This window comes from Aureisphaera galaxeae (assembly GCF_028561275.1).
Lineage (GTDB): Bacteria > Bacteroidota > Bacteroidia > Flavobacteriales > Flavobacteriaceae > Aureisphaera > Aureisphaera galaxeae.
On the sequence record NZ_JAQQTF010000007.1, the window covers coordinates 328368 to 346422 of the forward strand.

17 protein-coding genes are annotated in these 18055 nt (G+C 42.4%); 10 read left to right on the top strand and 7 right to left on the bottom strand.

Annotated features, from left to right (window positions below; translation table 11 throughout):
• The 6 genes from POV27_RS14565 to POV27_RS14590 all read right to left on the bottom strand — a co-directional run bounded on the left by POV27_RS14565 (position 1) and on the right by POV27_RS14590 (position 5755).
• Positions 1-1110, bottom strand: a complete 1110-nt coding sequence (locus tag POV27_RS14565; RefSeq protein ID WP_272863521.1) for a TFIIB-type zinc ribbon-containing protein — start codon at positions 1108-1110, stop codon at positions 1-3.
• A gap of 56 nt (positions 1111-1166) precedes the next feature.
• Complete coding sequence (locus tag POV27_RS14570) at positions 1167-1610, bottom strand: c-type cytochrome (protein WP_272863522.1); 444 nt, start codon at positions 1608-1610, stop codon at positions 1167-1169.
• Positions 1611-1643: 33 nt separating this feature from the next.
• Positions 1644-2777 (bottom strand): SPFH domain-containing protein, encoded by a 1134-nt coding sequence (locus POV27_RS14575; protein WP_272863523.1) that lies wholly within the window; start codon positions 2775-2777, stop codon positions 1644-1646.
• A 58-nt stretch (positions 2778-2835) separates the two neighbouring features.
• Positions 2836-3972: an ATP-binding protein gene (locus POV27_RS14580; RefSeq protein WP_272863524.1), complete on the bottom strand. Its 1137-nt coding sequence runs from the start codon at positions 3970-3972 to the stop codon at positions 2836-2838.
• Between the two features lie 138 nt (positions 3973-4110).
• The gene (locus POV27_RS14585) at positions 4111-4872 is read right to left on the bottom strand and encodes an SDR family NAD(P)-dependent oxidoreductase (RefSeq protein ID WP_272863525.1); all 762 of its coding nucleotides are present in this window, start codon (positions 4870-4872) and stop codon (positions 4111-4113) included.
• Between the two features lie 13 nt (positions 4873-4885).
• Positions 4886-5755, bottom strand: coding sequence for an aldo/keto reductase (locus POV27_RS14590; protein WP_272863526.1), 870 nt, complete (start codon positions 5753-5755; stop codon positions 4886-4888).
• Between the two features lie 168 nt (positions 5756-5923).
• Between POV27_RS14590 and POV27_RS14595 the strand changes: the two genes are divergently transcribed.
• The 10 genes from POV27_RS14595 (at position 5924) to POV27_RS14640 (ending at position 17319) form a co-directional block, all read left to right on the top strand.
• Complete coding sequence (locus tag POV27_RS14595) at positions 5924-6928, top strand: AAA family ATPase (RefSeq protein WP_272863527.1); 1005 nt, start codon at positions 5924-5926, stop codon at positions 6926-6928.
• A 94-nt stretch (positions 6929-7022) separates the two neighbouring features.
• Positions 7023-7889, top strand: coding sequence for a DUF58 domain-containing protein (locus POV27_RS14600; protein ID WP_272863528.1), 867 nt, complete (start codon positions 7023-7025; stop codon positions 7887-7889).
• 3 nt (positions 7890-7892) lie between these two features.
• The gene (locus POV27_RS14605) at positions 7893-9581 is read left to right on the top strand and encodes a hypothetical protein (RefSeq protein WP_272863529.1); all 1689 of its coding nucleotides are present in this window, start codon (positions 7893-7895) and stop codon (positions 9579-9581) included.
• Positions 9581-10582 (top strand): vWA domain-containing protein, encoded by a 1002-nt coding sequence (locus tag POV27_RS14610; RefSeq protein ID WP_419179949.1) that lies wholly within the window; start codon positions 9581-9583, stop codon positions 10580-10582. Before POV27_RS14605 ends, POV27_RS14610 begins: the two co-directional genes overlap by 1 nt.
• Before the next feature lies 1 nt (position 10583).
• Complete coding sequence (locus POV27_RS14615) at positions 10584-11621, top strand: VWA domain-containing protein (protein WP_272863530.1); 1038 nt, start codon at positions 10584-10586, stop codon at positions 11619-11621.
• Between the two features lie 7 nt (positions 11622-11628).
• A complete protein-coding gene (locus POV27_RS14620) occupies positions 11629-12492 on the top strand; it encodes a tetratricopeptide repeat protein (protein ID WP_272863531.1) in 864 nt (287 codons plus the stop codon).
• A gap of 11 nt (positions 12493-12503) precedes the next feature.
• The gene (locus POV27_RS14625) at positions 12504-14267 is read left to right on the top strand and encodes a BatD family protein (RefSeq protein WP_336375839.1); all 1764 of its coding nucleotides are present in this window, start codon (positions 12504-12506) and stop codon (positions 14265-14267) included.
• 11 nt (positions 14268-14278) lie between these two features.
• The gene (locus POV27_RS14630; protein WP_272863533.1) at positions 14279-15028 is read left to right on the top strand and encodes a tetratricopeptide repeat protein; all 750 of its coding nucleotides are present in this window, start codon (positions 14279-14281) and stop codon (positions 15026-15028) included.
• Between the two features lie 66 nt (positions 15029-15094).
• On the top strand, positions 15095-15388 hold the full coding sequence (locus POV27_RS14635; protein WP_272863534.1) for a hypothetical protein: 294 nt from the start codon (positions 15095-15097) through the stop codon (positions 15386-15388).
• 80 nt (positions 15389-15468) lie between these two features.
• On the top strand, positions 15469-17319 hold the full coding sequence (locus POV27_RS14640; RefSeq protein WP_272863535.1) for a SulP family inorganic anion transporter: 1851 nt from the start codon (positions 15469-15471) through the stop codon (positions 17317-17319).
• A gap of 121 nt (positions 17320-17440) precedes the next feature.
• On the opposite strand, the gene POV27_RS14645 is transcribed toward POV27_RS14640, so the two are convergent.
• Positions 17441-17974, bottom strand: coding sequence for a CvpA family protein (locus POV27_RS14645; RefSeq protein ID WP_272863536.1), 534 nt, complete (start codon positions 17972-17974; stop codon positions 17441-17443).
• Positions 17975-18055 lie beyond the last annotated feature (81 nt).

Sequence of the window (18055 nt, forward strand, 5' to 3'; positions counted from 1 at the left end):
TTACTGTTGCTCGTTTAAAACAAAAATTAATACTGAAATGATGGCTATAATAAAAAGCACGAACAAGAAGATTTTCCAGAATGAATAAGGTCTTTTTCCTGATAAGGCTCCTGTTTGTCCATTCACAAAGAAATTGTACCGCTTTCCTTTAAATACATAGGCACTCACAAATACCGGTAGCAGTATATGCTTAAAGGTTTCTTCACTCAATTGCATATTTACCGAGTGCACCCGTTGGGTATCCCCGCCAATATCCCTTCGTACCCACCGATCGGCAATGCGTTCGGCTTCCTTATTGGATTGCAGATGTCCTTCCTTCAACGGAATCGTATATTTTTCGGTAACAAATCCCGCCAAGAAACTACTGTCAAATGGCTGTAAAGCTTTCAGGTTCCAGCGTTCTACTTTTTTGGGAATGGTTCCCGAGCGTTGTTTGGAAGCTTTGATTAGTGTATCATCTATAAACCCTGAAATACTTCCACTCGCCGGGGTCCATCGCGTTCTCCGCTCCTGTCGGGTTCGGGTAACAGTTTTTCCATTCACTGTAGTGGTATAGGGCACCGAGACGTAATAATAATCCCCGCGTTGTCCGGTATACGTAGCAAATAGTTGGGCATCGAAGGTCCAATAAGGGACATACAATCCCTTGGTGTTTTTAGGATCTAGCGACGCCTTTTTCAATTTGTTAGGGGCCCACCATAGCTTCTTTACCCACTGTTTGAAAATAACGTGTGCCTTTTCCTGATTAATCTGAAAAGGTAATACTGCGCCCGGTAAGATCCACTCTTCCTTATGCATATCTTCTACAATGAGCGGCGAGCTGCAATACACGCAATGCAGGGATTTGTAATTTTCTTCCACATGCTGATTGGCCCCGCAGTTTTTACAAGTAAGCATGGAAATGGCTTCACTGTGCGATTGGGAACCCAGTGTTTCCAAATAGGGTCTTAACTCCAATTCTTCGAAACCACTTTCGGAAGGAGATATCTCTTCTTTATGCCCACAATAATCGCATTCCAATTGCGTAGTCCCCGGTGCATATACCAATTCGGCCCCGCAATTGACGCAGGATTTCTTTAACTCGGACTTTTGGATGGGTGTGTCTTGCATGTGCTTTTTAGACTAGAGAGAATGGAAAAGAGACAGGAGTTTTGTACATAGATAAATTAGATTCCTTTTATATAGGCCATTAGGTTTTCGTATTCTTCATCCGATAATTGAAACTTGTGCGCATAGTCGGCAGGGTACATTTCCTTTAGTTCCATTACATAAGGATCCTTAGCTTTCAGAAGAGGATATCCATTCGTTATGTATTCAAAGAAAAACCCTTCGCGCGGCTCTTTTTTATGTACTCCCAACAAGGCGGGTCCCGTTGACGGCTTATTTAATTTATGACAAGCCGCACAATTGGCTTGAAAAACACGTCTTCCCTTTTCTCCTTGTTCCGAGAATACAATGGGCTCTGTCCCACAAAATACAATGGGATCTTCATTACCACATACTTGTGCACGATCATCCGTAAAACTGAATAGGGAGAATGAGGCTGCGATTACAAAAACGAAAACGCTTCCCAACAAAATAAATAAGGTATATGCCAGTCTTTTGAACACCTCTCTACTCTCTTTTCTCTTCTCTGTTATACCTTATGCTCCAGGTAAAGGCGGTGGCGTACTTCCTCCCAAGAAAGCCTTTAATTCTTCCACGTCTTTCAACGCAATCCAATTGGCCATTCCTTGTTTCCAAACCAACGTATCTTTATTTACGGTACGGTTCGCAAAAAGGGCACGCAATTGCTCAAAACTTACGGGTCCTGCTTGTTGTCCGTTACTCGCGTAGTAGTACTGTACAGCTACAGGCATTGGTGGCGGTACGGCTTGTTGCGGCATAGCGGCAGGCTGATTACCTCCCATTTGCGGACTCATCATTCCTCCCATTTGTTGGGCCAGGACAAATCCCATTCCCATACCCATTCCGGCACCGGCAGTTCCGCCTTCGTTGGCAGCCGCTGCTTCAATGGCTTTAGCGGTTTTGAATTTGGTCAACTTGTCCAAGTCTAATTTGTCAATACGGCTATACTCGAAGATTTCCTTTTTCAGGTCTTCGGGCATGGAAACATTTTCTATGTAGAATTTCTCCAAGGAAATCCCTACACTCTGAAATTCGGGCTGCATTACTTCTTGGCACGTCTCGCTCAATTCGGAAGTATTGGCTGCATATAACTCAATGGGCAAATTGGCTTCTCCCACCGTATCCGTAAATCGGGTGGCGATCAAGCTTTTTAAATGCTCGTTGATTTCAAAATTGGTGAAGTTATTGTCCGTTCCCACTATATCGATGATGAACTTTCCAGCATCGTCTATCCTAAAGGCATAGGTTCCGAAGGCTCTAATTTCGACCAAGCCAAAGCGTTCGTCGTTAAGCGTAATCGGATTTTTGGTGCCCCATTTTTCGTCGGTAAAGAGGTGGGTATTTATAAAATATACTTCGGCCTTGAATGGACTATTGAATCCATACTTCCAACCTTTCAGCGTTGCTAGAATAGGAAGGTTTTGTGTGTCCAAAGTATAGGTTCCGGGGCTGAAAACATCGGCCAATTGCCCTTCGTTCACAAAAACGGCTGTTTGTCCCTCGCGAACAATCAGCTTTGCCCCATTCTTTATTTCGTTTTGGTAGCGCTCAAAGCGATGACAGATGGTATCATCCGTATAGTCGAGCCACTCAACAATATCGATAAATTCATTGGTGAGTTTCTCTTTTATCTTGTCAAAAAGTCCCATAGTTGTTGGTATTTGAATAGTTGAATCTTAAAATTAGTGAATAAATGGAAATCTATTGTTAACTGTACTTTACTTTCCGAAGAATTCGCACAGAATCTTTATACGATTGGTATAGATTTCCCCCCATTTGTTTCAAAAAAGGCTTGGCTTCTACCAATTTTTCCTTGGCATCCTGAAAATCGTTCAGATAACAGATGAGGTAAGTAGCAGGCAAATGCCTTAAATCCTTCTCATCCTGAGGCCGTAAAGGGATTCCTTTTTTAAGCTTTTCGATCAAGGCATTGTTGGTATTGTAAATATGGTACAGGGTCCGCTTGTTGAATTGTGGGGGTTCGAAAATAAGCTGGGAATCGATATTGTAAAATCCATTTTCGTGAAAGGTAATATTGACCTGCTCTAAAGGATAGTATTTGTAATTTTCGTTCAATCCCAAATGCACATATTCGGTAATGGAATAGGTGTCATCATTATACGAAATACTGATCTCGTCCAAGGCAGAATAAAACAATCGTACTTGTTCATTAATCAGCTCTATATCCACCCTGGAATAGTAGATTTCTCCCTGAACCTGTTTGGTGTTTCCGGCCCAGCATACCACAAATTGTTCCTTGAAGACCTTGTAATGCGAATCGAGTTCGCTATGCCGAACATTGATGAAGTCTATCACCCCATCCAACGTATGTTCTATGTTGTTTTTGGCCCTATTTTCTATGGATTTTACAATCTCCGAATTCACATCCTTGATTTCAATATCGAAATCCTTGGGCATGGAAATACTACCATCGCGAAGGAAAATAGACCCGCCCCAATACTTCCAAATATTCTTTCTCAAGGAAGTGATTTCACCCGTTGGCCTAATCGTAACCAACCCCACCACCTTGTCATCCGGTAAATGCGGAAACATGACATTTTCGTAGGCGATAAGAGGAGGATTGTGTAAGTAGGCATTGACGAGGTTTTGTATTTTACTATCATCGAAGAAATCCACTCCTCGAATTTCATTCCCTTCGTCTTCTACCCCAATAACGATATAGCTATTGTTTTTGGGATTACTGTTGCTCAAGGCACAAATGTGCTTTAAGAACTTGGCCTTTCCCTCCTTACTTCCCAGATCGATCTTTCGCTTCTTATCATAGAAACTGCTCTCATCGTTGTGAGCTAACAGTTGTTTGATAAGTAGCCGTTTATTAATCATTATTTTTGTCGGGTCGAGCGCAGTCGAGACCTAGTAAGGTTTTTTTCGCAATTCATGACCTCTCGATAAGCTGCACTTTCTATCTTCGGTCCAAAACCATGTTTTCTCCCTCGATAATGCTCGAGGGGACATGGGAGGTTATTTCTTATTCACAATCGTACTGCTTGCCTGATCCAAACACATCACAGTTAGGTCGGCAATGTTTACATGGGCCGGACGGGTAACAGCAAACCAAATAATATCGGCAATATCCTCGGGCAGTAACGGTTTGTAGTTTTTATATACCTGATCGGCTCGTTCTTTATCTCCTTTGAAACGTACTTCGCTAAACTCTGTCTGCACCAAGCCCGGATTGATACCGCTTACCTTAATGCCTTTTCCGTTTAAATCCAATCGCATTCCATGGGTAATGGCATCAACCGCATGTTTACTGGCACAATACACATTCCCTTTAGGATATACTTCCTTTCCTGCAGTAGAACCAATATTGATGATATGGCCTTGTTCTCGTTGAAGCATTCTCGGAAGGATCGCTTTAGAAACATATAGAAGCCCTTTTACATTGATATCCATCATAGCATCCCAATCGTCTACGCTTCCTTCTTGAATGGGATCCAATCCGTGGGCATTCCCAGCATTATTGATGAGAATATCGATTTCTGAAAATGCCTCGGGAAGGTTTTTCAAGGTTTTGAATACTTTATCTCTATCCCGAACATCGAATTGTAATGTATGGACTTCGGTAATTGAAGAAAGCTCTTTCTGCAAGGCATCCAAGCGTTCCTGCCGTCTTCCACAAAGAATGAGGCGGACGCCATTTTGGGCAAAGAGTTGGGCCGTAGCCTTACCTATACCCGAGGTAGCTCCCGTTATCAGAGCAATGGGATTATTTTTTTTCATGACGATTATTGCTTTAAGGAACCTTGTGTCCCTGGCTGGCCACCAACATTTTGAACCAGTCCACTCGGCTCAGGTCTATTTTTGCTGCCTCAGCCGCTAAGGAAATCCGATCCTTACTCGTGGTTCCAACAACAGGATGTATGCCTGCTGGATGTTTCAATATCCAAGCCAATAACAGCTGATCTTTGGAGGCGTTGTATTTTTCGGTCAATGCATCCAATAATGCATGGATACGTTGGGTTTGGTCATCGTCTTCCCGAAACAATTTCCCCAAAGGACTCCAGCACATAGGGGTGATGGCATTGAGTTGCATAAAGTCCAAGGTTCCGTCGAACATGGCTTGATGCGACGTAAGACTGAATTCGATCTGATTGGCATAAATGAACTCTCGACTATCGATAAGTTGCATTTGGGAAACCGTGAAGTTGGAAACCCCAAAACTTCGTATCAATTCCCTTTCCATAAGATGAGCGACTCCTTTTTTCACTTCATCCCGATCCATAAGTGGACTTGGACGGTGCAGTAAAAGAAGATCTAAATAATCGCATTGCAGGTCGGCAATGGATTTTTCAGCGCTCCAAATGATATAATCGGCGTCGTATTGATAGTGTTTTATCTCATTGTCCCGCGTTTCACCAACATATTGAATGCCACACTTTGAAATAACTTGAATGTCGTCCCTTGCCACTCCACTTTCACTCAAAGCGGCCCCAAATTCACTTTCTGTGGTGTAATCGCCATAAATATCGGCGTGATCGAAGGTAGTAATGCCTGCATCAATGCAGTGTTTTAAGAGTGAAACCATCTCGTTCTTAGGGAGTTGCTTGCCCCAAGCCCCCCAAGTCATACACCCTTGAATTATCTTTGAAAATTTTGGCTCCATTTTTTATTTTTAGCGCGTCTTAAAGTTAAAAATTTGAAATTAGTAAAAAGTGCGTAAGCCCTTTTATTTACTAGAAGTTTTAACCAATTGTTAACAGCAACTTTCGGCATAAATTTTGAATTTGCATCCCATTCAATTTTTGAATGGTCTTATTGAACTAAAATACGTATGGAACAAACAGCTACTGCCCTAGATATAGGCGCACTGAATGAGAAAATAGAAAAGGAAAGTGCTTTTGTGGACATCCTCACTTTGGAAATAAACAAAGTGATTGTGGGCCAAAAGCATATGGTAGAGCGACTCCTCATCGGTTTGTTGGGTCAGGGACACATCCTTCTGGAAGGGGTTCCTGGATTGGCAAAGACTTTGGCAATCAATACTCTTTCCAAAGCCGTTCACGGATCATTTAGCCGTATACAGTTTACCCCCGATCTACTGCCCGCCGATGTTGTTGGAACCCTTATCTACAACATGAAGGCGAATGACTTCAGCATTAAGAAAGGACCCATTTTTGCCAATTTCGTGTTGGCAGATGAGATTAACCGTGCCCCTGCCAAAGTACAGTCTGCGTTACTGGAAGCTATGCAGGAAAAGCAGGTAACCATTGGGGATGACACCTTCATTTTGGAAAAACCATTCTTGGTAATGGCCACACAAAACCCAATTGAACAGGAAGGAACGTATCCATTGCCAGAAGCACAGGTAGACCGTTTCATGTTGAAAACGGTGATTAAATACCCTAAGTTGGAAGAAGAACAACTCATTATCCGCCAAAACCTAAAAGGTGGATTCGAACAAGTAAATCCTGTAGTGACCTTAGATCAGATAAAGCGTGCTCAGGAAGCTGTTCGCGAAGTATACATGGATGAAAAGATTGAAAAGTACATCCTAGATATCATTTTCGCTACCCGTACCCCTGAGAATTATGGGTTGAGCGACCTAAAAGCACTTATTGGATTTGGTGCTTCTCCAAGGGGAAGTATCAATTTGGCAAGTGCTGCTAAGTGCTATGCGTTCATCAAACGCAGAGGGTATGTAATTCCGGAAGATGTTCGGGCCGTGGTGCATGATGTATTGCGTCACCGTATTGGGGTTACCTACGAAGCTGAGGCGGAAAATATTACTTCAGAAGACATCATTAACAAGATCGTAAACGTAATCGAAGTACCCTAGGCCAGTAGGCAGTATTCAGTATGCAGTTTGCAGCATGGCTGTGAAATGATCTCATACTGTTAACTGGCAGCTGCCAACTGTTCACTGAAAAGATATGGACACGAAAGAACTTCTTAAGAAAGTACGTAAGATCGAAATCAAAACACGTCGCCTTAGCGACCACGTGTTTGGTGGCGAGTACCATAGTACCTTTAAGGGACGTGGGATGACTTTTTCTGAAGTACGACAGTACCAATTTGGGGACGACGTTCGTAATATCGATTGGAATGTTACCGCTCGGTATAACGAACCTTTCGTTAAGGTGTTCGAAGAAGAACGCGAACTTACCATGATGCTTATGGTAGATATTAGTGGTTCGGAGTTCTTCGGGACGGACACTCAGTTCAAAAATGAGATCATTACCGAAATAGCAGCTACCTTGGCTTTTTCGGCCATGCAGAACAATGATAAGATTGGCCTCATCCTATTTTCGGATGCCATCGAGTTGTTCATTCCGCCTAAAAAAGGGAAGTCGCATGTGCTTAGAATCATTCGTGAACTCATCGAGTTTCAACCACAGAGCAAACGAACGGATATCGCCCAAGCCCTGAAATACCTAACTAATGTGATGAAAAAGAAGGCCATTGTGTTTGTGCTTTCCGACTTCATTACCGATGGTTATCGGGATACCTTGAAAATCGTTTCCAAAAAACACGATGTTACTGGGATTCGAATTTACGATCGCCGTGAAGAAGAGATTCCGAATTTAGGAATGGTGCAGATGGAAGATGAAGAAACAGGGGAATTAATGTTGGTAAATACTGGTTCTAAAAGTGTACGTAGGAATTACAGCAAGTACTATCAGGAGCGCGTGGACGAATTTAACGATGCCTTCCTGAAAAGTGGTGCCGGAGTGTTAAGCTGCAGGGTGGACGAAAGCTATGTGAAGAAATTATTGGGATATTTCAAAAGAAGAGGATAATAGATGTTGAGTGACACGAAATACAGACTTTTTAAATGGAAGACAGGTACTATTAGACGTCTAATTCTCTCTTCTCTCTTTTCTCTTCTCTTTTTTCTCTTCTCTTTTGAAGCTTCCGCTCAGGTCACCTCATCGGTAGACACTACCCTTATCCGGATTGGGGAAGAAATAAAATACACAATTCAGGTAGAAGCCGATACCACTTCCTTGGTGCTGTTTCCCGAAGGACAAAGCTTTGCTCCTTTGGAAACTATAGAATCGTACAAAACAGACACGACCCAACTGGAGTCAAAATATTTGCTGATTAAGAAATACGGGATCACCCAATTCGATTCGGGGACCTATAAACTTCCGGCACAAAGGGTCATGATAGACGATCGCGTGTTTACCACAGACTCGGCCATGGTCGAGGTACGCGATGTACCTGTAGATACCCTCAAGCAGAAGATGTTCGACATCAAACCGGTGATCGAAGTAAAAGGCCCTCCTTTCAACTTCATCTGGCTGCTTTATGTACTTGCTCCACTTTTGGTCATTGGAGGGGTTTGGTATTTTCTTTTCAGAAGAAAGAAGCGAAAGGAAGAACGTGAAAAGCAATTGCCTCCTTATGAAGAGGCCATGGTAGCCCTTCAGGAATTGGACAATTTGGAATTGTTGAAGGAAAACAAATCCAAAGCCTATTATTCTTCTCTTACTGAAATTGTAAAACGCTATCTAGATCGCGAGGTAGACAGTCGCGCTTTAGAAAGTACCAGTGATGAACTGATTGAACGTTTACTGCTTTTAAAGGATTCTGGTCACTTCGAATTCGATAAGGAAACCATTCGGAAGTTGGATGCCATTTTCAAGCGAGCTGATTTGGTGAAGTTTGCCAAAATGAAGGAAGAATCTGGTCAAGCTCGTTCGGATCGCGCTTCCATAGAGGAAATCATAAACGAAACCCAAGAGGCCATTCCGGAACCTTCCGAAGAGGAATTGTTGCAGAACGAATTGTATCTAGCCGCAATGAGAAAAAAGCGCAGGAACAAGCGCGTTCTCATTGGAAGCCTTGCGGGCGTACTGGCTATTCTTATAACAACCGTTGTTTTGGGTAGTACCTACGGATGGTCCTACCTTAAGGACAATGTTATTGGGCATCCCACTAAGGAATTGTTGGAAGGGAAATGGTACAAGAGTGAATATGGGATTCCGTCTATCATTGTGGAAACCCCAGTTATTTTGAAGCGTACCGAACTTCCAATTCCTGAGGAATTAAAAGCCCAGATCCAGTCTACGGACGCATTTGCTTACGGAAGTGTCATTGATCAGTTTTCCATTGTAGTGAATGCCACACGATTTACGAATCCAGTAGAAGTGGATTTGGAGGTTTCTTTAGAAGGGTCCCTTCAAACCTTGGAGCAGCAGGGAGCACAGAACATCTTTGTGAAGCAGGAATCTTTTGAGACGGGAGAAGGGCTGAAAGGAAGGAAGGCGTACGGAAGTTTTAATTTCCCTATGTCTAATGGGAAATTAGCACCCAAGCAGAATTATGAAATCATTGCCTTCGGACAACAAGGCGCTTTGCAACAGATCATGGTGGTATCCAGGGAAGATGATGTTTATGCCAAACAAGTGGTAGAGCGGATTATGAATTCGGTGGAGTTGGAAGTGGATCCATTTCAGAAAATTAAAAAAGATAAGGAAGAGGAATAATGCAGAATTTCGAATACGTACATCCACAGTTTTTTTGGTTGCTTCTAGTGCTACCACTGCTAGTGGTATGGTACATTTGGAAACGACGACAACAAACCGCCTCCCTTAAAATATCGAGTATAAAAGGATTTAAGACCGGTAAAAATTGGCTGGCCAAACTACGCCCTTTACTTTTTGCATTGCGTTTATTGGCCCTTGCCGCTATTATCGTAGCATTAGCCCGTCCCAGAAACGTAGACGAAAGCACCAAGATTAAAACCACTAGCGGAATCGATATTGTCATGGCCATCGATGTTTCTGCCAGTATGCTGGCTAGGGATTTAAAGCCCAATCGATTGGAAGCCCTTAAGAAGGTGGCAGGAAGATTTATCAATGCACGTCCCAACGATCGTATAGGATTGGTGGAATATGCAGGGGAAAGTTTTACGAAAACCCCTCTTACGAGTGATAAGAGCATAGCGCTTTCCTCTTTAAAGAGCATTCGATATAATAATATTATTGAAGGAGGTACCGCCATTGGTATGGGATTGGCAACTGCCGTAAACCGATTAAAGGAAAGCCGGGCCAAAAGCAAGGTGATTATCCTTCTTACCGACGGGGTGAATAATACCGGTTTTATCGATCCTAAAATTGCGAGCGAATTGGCGGTAGAATTTGGGATTAAGGTATATACGATTGGCTTAGGAACCAATGGGATGGCTGTCTCACCTATTGGATTGCTCCAAAGTGGAGAGTTTCAATACGGCAATGTCCCCGTTGAAATCGATGAGGAGCTGTTGAAAGAAATTGCAGCAACGACAGATGGTAAGTATTTCCGTGCTACCAATAATACCCGTTTAAGTGAGATTTATGAAGAAATTAATAAACTGGAAAAGACGGAAATAGAAGAATTCAAGTTTAAGAGTTATGATGAGAAGTTTCGCCCCTTAGTGTTATTGGCCCTAGGGCTTTTGGCGTTGGAGTGGCTACTTCGATATACAGTATTTAGGAGTTTTATTTAAGATGTATCAATTAGAAGAACCCATATTTTTTTATGTAATGATCGGTATTCCGGCGTTGGCTTTCTTGTTCCTATTGGTACAACTATGGAGAAAGCGAACCCAGGATCATTTTGCTTCCAACGGACTGCTTAAAAAACTAAGCCCGACCCGATCCTTGTTTAAACCCATATTGAAACTTTTGGTATTATGCCTTGTCGTTGCCTGTCTTAGTTTTGCCCTGGTGAATCCTAAGATTGGAACCAAGCTGGAAACAGTGAAACGAGAAGGTGTGGATGTGGTCTTTGCTTTAGACGTTTCCAAAAGTATGTTGGCCGAGGATATTGCCCCCAATAGAATGGAGAAATCCAAGCAATTGGTGACGCAGATTATTAATAGTCTGGCAGGCGATCGAGTAGGGATCATTGGTTATGCCAGCAGTGCATTTCCACAGGTGCCTATTACCACAGATTTTGCCTCCACCAAGCTATTTTTGGCTGGGATGAACACCGATATGGTTTCTTCTCAGGGAACCGCTATTACCGAAGCCATTTCGTTGGCGCAAACCTATTACAACGACGAAGAGCAAACCAACCGGGTACTTTTTATCGTAAGTGATGGTGAGGATCATGAAGGAAATGTAGCAGCCATTGTGGAAGAAGCTTCACAAATGGGCATCAAAATATTTACCATTGGTGTAGGGACCGATAAGGGTGCGCAAATTCCCATTAAAAGAAATGGGATTTTACAATATTACAAGCGTGACCAAAACAATGAGATGGTTATTACCCGATTAAATACTGCGACGCTTCAGGAAATTGCTGAAGGTGCCAATGGGGAGTATATCGACGGAAGTAGCACAAAGGAAGTTGTGGAGACCGTTACGGCCATTCTAAATGGAATGGACAAAAAAGAATTCGAGGCCAAGCAGTTTACCGATTTTAAGGATCAGTTTCAATGGTTTTTGGCAGGGGCATTATTTTTGTTGATATTCGATGTCTTCCTTTTAGAACGTAAAACAGCGTGGTTGAAGAAGTTAAACTTATTTAATGAAGGGGAATAATATGAAAATGAAGTTTATTACAACATGGGTATTGCTTTTGGTCTCTTGTGCCATTTTTGCGCAGAAGGAATCAAAAACACAAAAACAACAGCACAAGCAAACACAAGAGTTTTTAAGCGATGCCAATTCGGAGATCTTCGATGATAATTTCGTCGATGCAGAAGTGAATTACCGAAAAGCCATTGCCACGAGTCCTTCCTTGGAAACAGGGAAGTACAATTTGGGAAATGCCTACTACAATGAGGCCAAAAACGATGAGGCCATGCGTCGCTTTGCCCAGGCTGCAGAAGTGGCAAAAAATAAACCCGAAAAGCACAAGGCATATCATAACCTCGGGAATACCTTTATGAATGCCAAGAAGTATCAGGAAGCGGTAGAGTCTTATAAAAATGCACTGCGCAACAATCCTACCGATGAAGAAACCCGCTATAATTTAGCATTGGCCAAGGAAATGCTGGAGAAGAACCCACCACAAGGAGGCGATGGGGAAAATGACAATCAAGACCAGCAGGACAATCAGGATCAAAACGAGAATCAGGATAATAAGGAAAACGACGAAGGCAAGGATAAAGAAGGCGATGATGGTGAACAAAAGGAAGATGAAAGCGATCAAGGCGACGAAAAAGAAAAGAATCAAGGGGAAAAGGAAGGCGATAATGAAAAACAGGATCAAAAAGATCCTAAGGAGCAGAAGGATGGACAGGGAGATCAACCCAAAGAACAGAAAAACCAACCTGTTCCCGGACAGCTATCACCACAGCAAATTAAAAACTTGTTGAAGGCCATGAACGATCAGGAAAAAAAGGTTCAGGATAAAATTAATGCCAAAAAATTGAAAGGAACCAAGGTGAAAAGTAACAAAGACTGGTAGTAATGCGGCGAATGCAGTTTCTCTACATAGTATTATTTCTGTTGGGCAGTGGTTTTCTGCAAGCTCAAGTTACGTTTCAATCCAAGGTGAGCAAAAAGAAATTGGGGATTAACGAACGCCTTCGGGTGGATTTTGAAATGAACCAAGATGGCGATGATTTTAACCCTCCCGATTTTGCAGGTTTTAGAATTGTGGGTGGTCCACACCAAGCGATAAGCAACTCTTGGATCAATGGAAAAAGGAGCTATTCCAAAACCTATACGTATACCCTTTCCCCTAAAGCAAAAGGGAAGTTTACCATTGGACAGGCAACCATAAACATAGAAGGCGAAACCTATAAGACCACTCCTATTGCGGTCGAGGTTACATCTGCTGTTAAAAAACCTAAAGATGGGAACAATGCCGATTATTTGGCGAGTGAAAATGTACATCTCATTGCTGAGGTATCCAAGGCGAATCCCTATCTCAATGAAGCGATCACAGTAACCTATAAGTTGTACGTATCGCACGAAGTGAGTATTACCAGTAATTGGCGGGAAGTAGATACCCCAAAATATGCCGATTTCTGGAGTCAGAATATCGATAGTCGTGGAAACTATAAAATCTACGACGGGACCTACAAAGGGGAAGATTACCGCTATGTAGTGTTGAGAAGGACCGTACTATATCCTCAGAAAACGGGAAAACTGGAAATTGAACCTTTGAGCTTGGATATTCCTATCGATGTAAAGAGCAAACGTCGTGATATTTTCGGGCGTCGACTTATGACACGGGTCAATAAGACTATTTCTGCAGGAAAGAGAACAATCAATGTTAAGCCTTTGCCGGAAGAAGGAAGACCTATCAACTTTACTGGGGCGGTAGGGGATTTCGATTTTAATCTTTCCGCCAATAAGACCAAATTGGATGCCAATGAGGCCTTGGAGCTATCGGTGAAGGTCTCTGGAGATGGAAACCTAAAGCTGTTCGATCTTCCCAAATTGAAGCTTCCCAGTTCTTTGGAAGTATACGAACCTTCCCGTGCCGATAATATCCGTACCCAAGCGAAGGGGATGACAGGAGCCATGGTAGAGAATTATACCGTAGTGCCCCAGTTTAAAGGGAACTATCCCATTAGACCTATTTCCTTTTCCTATTTCAATCCGAAAACAGAAGCCTACGAAACACTTACCTCCAATGAGATTTTGATCGAGGTTGAAAATGGTCCATTGACCAGTGAAAGTTCCGAAAATAATACCGCCACAAGCAAACAATTGGTTACGCTGGATAAGAATCAATTTAAATACATTAAACTGAATGCGGATTTGGAGTCTGTTGAGAGGGCTTATTTCTTTAAGTCGAAAGCCTTTTGGATGTTGTTGGGAATTCCTTTCTTGTTTATTCCATTGGCCATTTTTGTTGGGCGAAAGCGGAAACAACGTTTGGCCGATGTTGAAGGGAACCGACTACGCAGGGCGAATCAGCTGGCCAAGAAATACTTGAGTGAAGCCAAGAAAAATATGACAAATCAGTCTGCTTTCTATGAATCTTTAGAGCGGGCACTTCACAATTATCTTAAGGCTAAATTGAATATAGAAACCAGCGAAATGTCCAAAGCGCATATTTCGAATGCACTATTGGAGAGAAAGGTAGACATGGGCGTAGTTGGCAATTTCACGGATCTTTTAAAGAGTTGTGAATTTGCGCGCTATACACCTAGCTCTAATGTCACTATTCAGAAAGATTACGAAACTGCTGTTACGACCATTTCTAGCATAGACAAACAATTTCAATAGGAACCCAGAAAATGAAAAAGGCCATCTACATATTGATACTTCTTGTTTCCGTGTTGGGAACAGCTCAGAACGAAGCCCTTTTCGAACAGGGGAAGCAGCAATATAAGGCCGAAAAATACCAAGAGGCCATTACCAATTGGAATAAGATATTGCAATCTGGGGAGCATTCTGCAGCACTGTATTACAACATCGGGAATGCCCATTATAGGCTTAATGAAATTGGTCCGAGCATCTATTATTACGAAAAAGCACTGCAATTATCACCCAACGACAAAGAGATTTTAAACAATTTAGCCTATGCGCAAAATGCCACAGTAGATGCCATAGAACCCTTACCCCAAACCGTGTTTGCAAAATGGGATAAGAGCGTTTCCAGCTTGCTTACTTTTGAAGGTTGGGCATGGGTTTCCGTTATTTGTGCCTTGTTGTTTGCCCTGCTCTTTATCACCTATTATTTTTCAATGTACAGCAGACAAAAACGGGTATTATTTGTAGGTGCATTACTTACACTTTTCGTACTCATCACGGGGGTTTCCATGAGTTTCCGAAATTTTGGAAAACAGCTTAAGGATAAGCCTGCCATTATCTTTGCCGAAAGTACCGAAGTGAAGTCCGATCCTAAGATGAATAGTGAGACTTCATTCCTTTTACACGAGGGTACCAAAGTCCAGATTCTTGCCGAAGATGGAGACTGGAGTCGCATCCAAATTGCTGACGGAAAGGACGGTTGGGTGCTTAACTCCGATTTCAAAACACTATAGATTTAGTAAGAGATTAACAGCTAAATTGGCGTAAAATGCTATTTTTGATTAAGCTTAAGCGAATTCATGAAGACCAACGCCATATTCTTTTTGCTTATTTTTTCCATTTTTATCATTGCTCCGGCAGTGATTTCGCTATGTGATAGTGAGGTGAATATCATAGAGTTTTCTATGGGTGAAGAGGAAAAAGCGGATACTTCTTTAGCAGATTCGGAAAAGCATCCCTTTCAAACATTACGCATCCCGGTAAGTTTAAATACCGGTGTTCAGAAAACAACTCCATTAATTTCTTTCGAACTTCTTTGGGATACTTGGTACCCAGATACGTTTTCTCCCCCACCAGAATCTATAGTGCTTTAATATAACGAAGCATTACCCAGTTCTAAAGCAGGACCGTAGTCGGTTTTGTGCTATTTAAACAACCTATAAAACAACAACCTATGTTCAAAAATATATTTACAAATATTAGAGGAAACCTCTTCGGCGGAATCACCGCCGGAATTGTGGCATTACCCTTGGCATTGGCCTTCGGGGTACAATCTGGATTAGGCCCTAGTGCGGGATTGTATGGTGCCATCTTTATCGGGTTCTTTGCCTCGCTCTTTGGCGGAACCAACACGCAGATATCCGGGCCAACAGCTCCTATGACCGCTGTTTCCATGGTTATTATTGCCTCCATCATTGCAGCCAATGAAGGAAATGTACAAAAGGCCTTGCCCTATATCCTTCTGGTCTTCCTTTTGGCGGGGCTTATGCAAATTGTGATGGGAATCTCTGGAATTGGAAAATATATTAAATACATACCCTATCCGGTAGTGTCTGGATTTATGACGGCCATTGGGGTAATCATTCTCATCACGCAAATTTCTCCCTTATTGGGATATAGTGTAGAGCGTGATGAGGCCTATATTCAGGAATTCAAACCCCAAGCAGAAGAAGTACTCTTGGACAAAATCCTAAAAGACGAAGCTGGTGAAGGAATCTTGGTACTAGAGGATTTTAAGGAAACCATTACGCGAGCCGAAAAGATTACGGAGCAAGAGATTCATCAAGAGGCCATGACCTTAGCCAAGAGCAATGGTTCGGGGGTAATTGGTACTTTGAGGACATTGCCTAGGGCCCTTCAGGACATAAATTGGATGGAGTTTATACTCGCCTTTATTACGATCTTCATCATTTTTGGGTTTAAAAGAATTACCACTAAGGTGCCTAGTACCTTGGTCGCACTGTTCGTAGTTTCGGGTGGGGCCTATTTCCTGAAACTCGACTACCTACCCATTAAGGAAATTCCGAGTGGGTTCCCTATTCTAAACATGGAAATCTTTTCCAATTTTAGCCTGGGCCAAATAACGCCCTATGTATTTACAGCATTGACATTGGCATTCTTAGGTGCGATTGACTCGTTGCTTACCTCGGTAGTGGCTGATAACATGACCAAGACCAAGCACAAACCGAATCAGGAATTGGTAGGACAAGGGATAGGAAATAGTATCGCTGCAATGTTCGGAGGAATTCCAGGAGCAGGAGCTACCATTAGAACTGTGGTAAACATCAACTCAGGAGGAACCACAAAGCTTTCGGGAATGATTGCTGCATTGTTACTCCTAATCATTCTTTTGGCGCTGGGAGATGTAGCATCTCAAATCCCTGCTGCCGTACTTGCAGGAATCTTGATCACGGTAGGAATTGGGGTTATGGATTACAAAGGACTACGTGCTATTCCAAAAATGCCAAGAACAGAAATCATCATCATGCTTTTGGTATTGTTCCTTTCCGTATTCTGGGATCTTATCTATGCAGTAGGTATTGGATTGGTATTGGCTTCCCTCATCTTTATGAAGAAGATTGGAGACCTTACTGCGAAGAAATCCAAGGTGGTCGCATTAGATGTAGCGGATGAATTGGATGAACCTTGGAAAGATGAGGTGAATTTCCCTGAGTACTTGAGACAGAAGGTATTCATTAAGCGTCTAAAAGGACCCCTATTCTTCGGTTCTACGAGCGAAATACAGGAATTGGCCAAGGAGATTCCCGAATCGGCCACCCATGTGATTATACGTATGGGAGAAGTTCCTTATATGGATCAGTCAGGAACATATACCATGGAAGAAATTCTATTGGAGTTGAACCAAAAAGACGTGCATCCTATGTTCGATGGATTGCAGGAACAACCCCATGCGATTATGTCGAGTATTGATATCATTCCGGATTTGGTTCCGAATGAGTGCCTATTTGAAGACTTTAAAGATGCAATGATCTACATACGCGAGCACGTAAGTCGAGATAAATAGGTAGTGTCAGGTCGAGCGTCCACATGCCACTGAAGCTTTAGCGGAGGCGCCAGTCGAGACCCATAAACGAGTCGAGTTTTCAAAACTTCTCGACTGCGCTCGAAGTGACGTTACATAGTAATCATATTGAAGCAGACGACTCGGTAGGTTCTGTTTCGTCGGTTTCACTTTTAAAATGCGCTAGCACTTTTGGTATAACCAGGGGTGCTAGTGCTGCTACTGGGGTATACAATACTGAGTTTTCCTTCTTTTCTTCAGAAATGACATAGCCCGTGAGATTGGAGTTGTTGAAGAACATGAAAACGACACTTACGATAAAAGCGTATTGTAACAAAGCGAACACTCCGCCCAGCAATTTGTTCAATAGTCCCAGGGCGGCAAAGTCGGCTATTTTGGTCAAGAACTTTCCTGCCATGTTAATGAGAATAACGATGATAAGGAAGGTAACAGCAAAGGAGGCCAGTTTTGTTACCTCATCGCTCCAATTAAACCAGCGAGAAATATAGGCCCCAGCAAAATCTGAAAAGTAAATGGCTCCAAACACTCCAGCTATAAGGCCAATGAGGGAAGCCAGTGCAACAAAAAGTCCTTTTCTAAATCCAGAAATAAAAGCGAGAAGCAAAATAACGCCAAGAACAATGTCTATGATATTCATGATTGTTTTTTAGGTATAACGTAAAGATAAGATTTCTGTTATATTCTCAATTTTAAAGGGGAATACCGCTACCTTTGCATG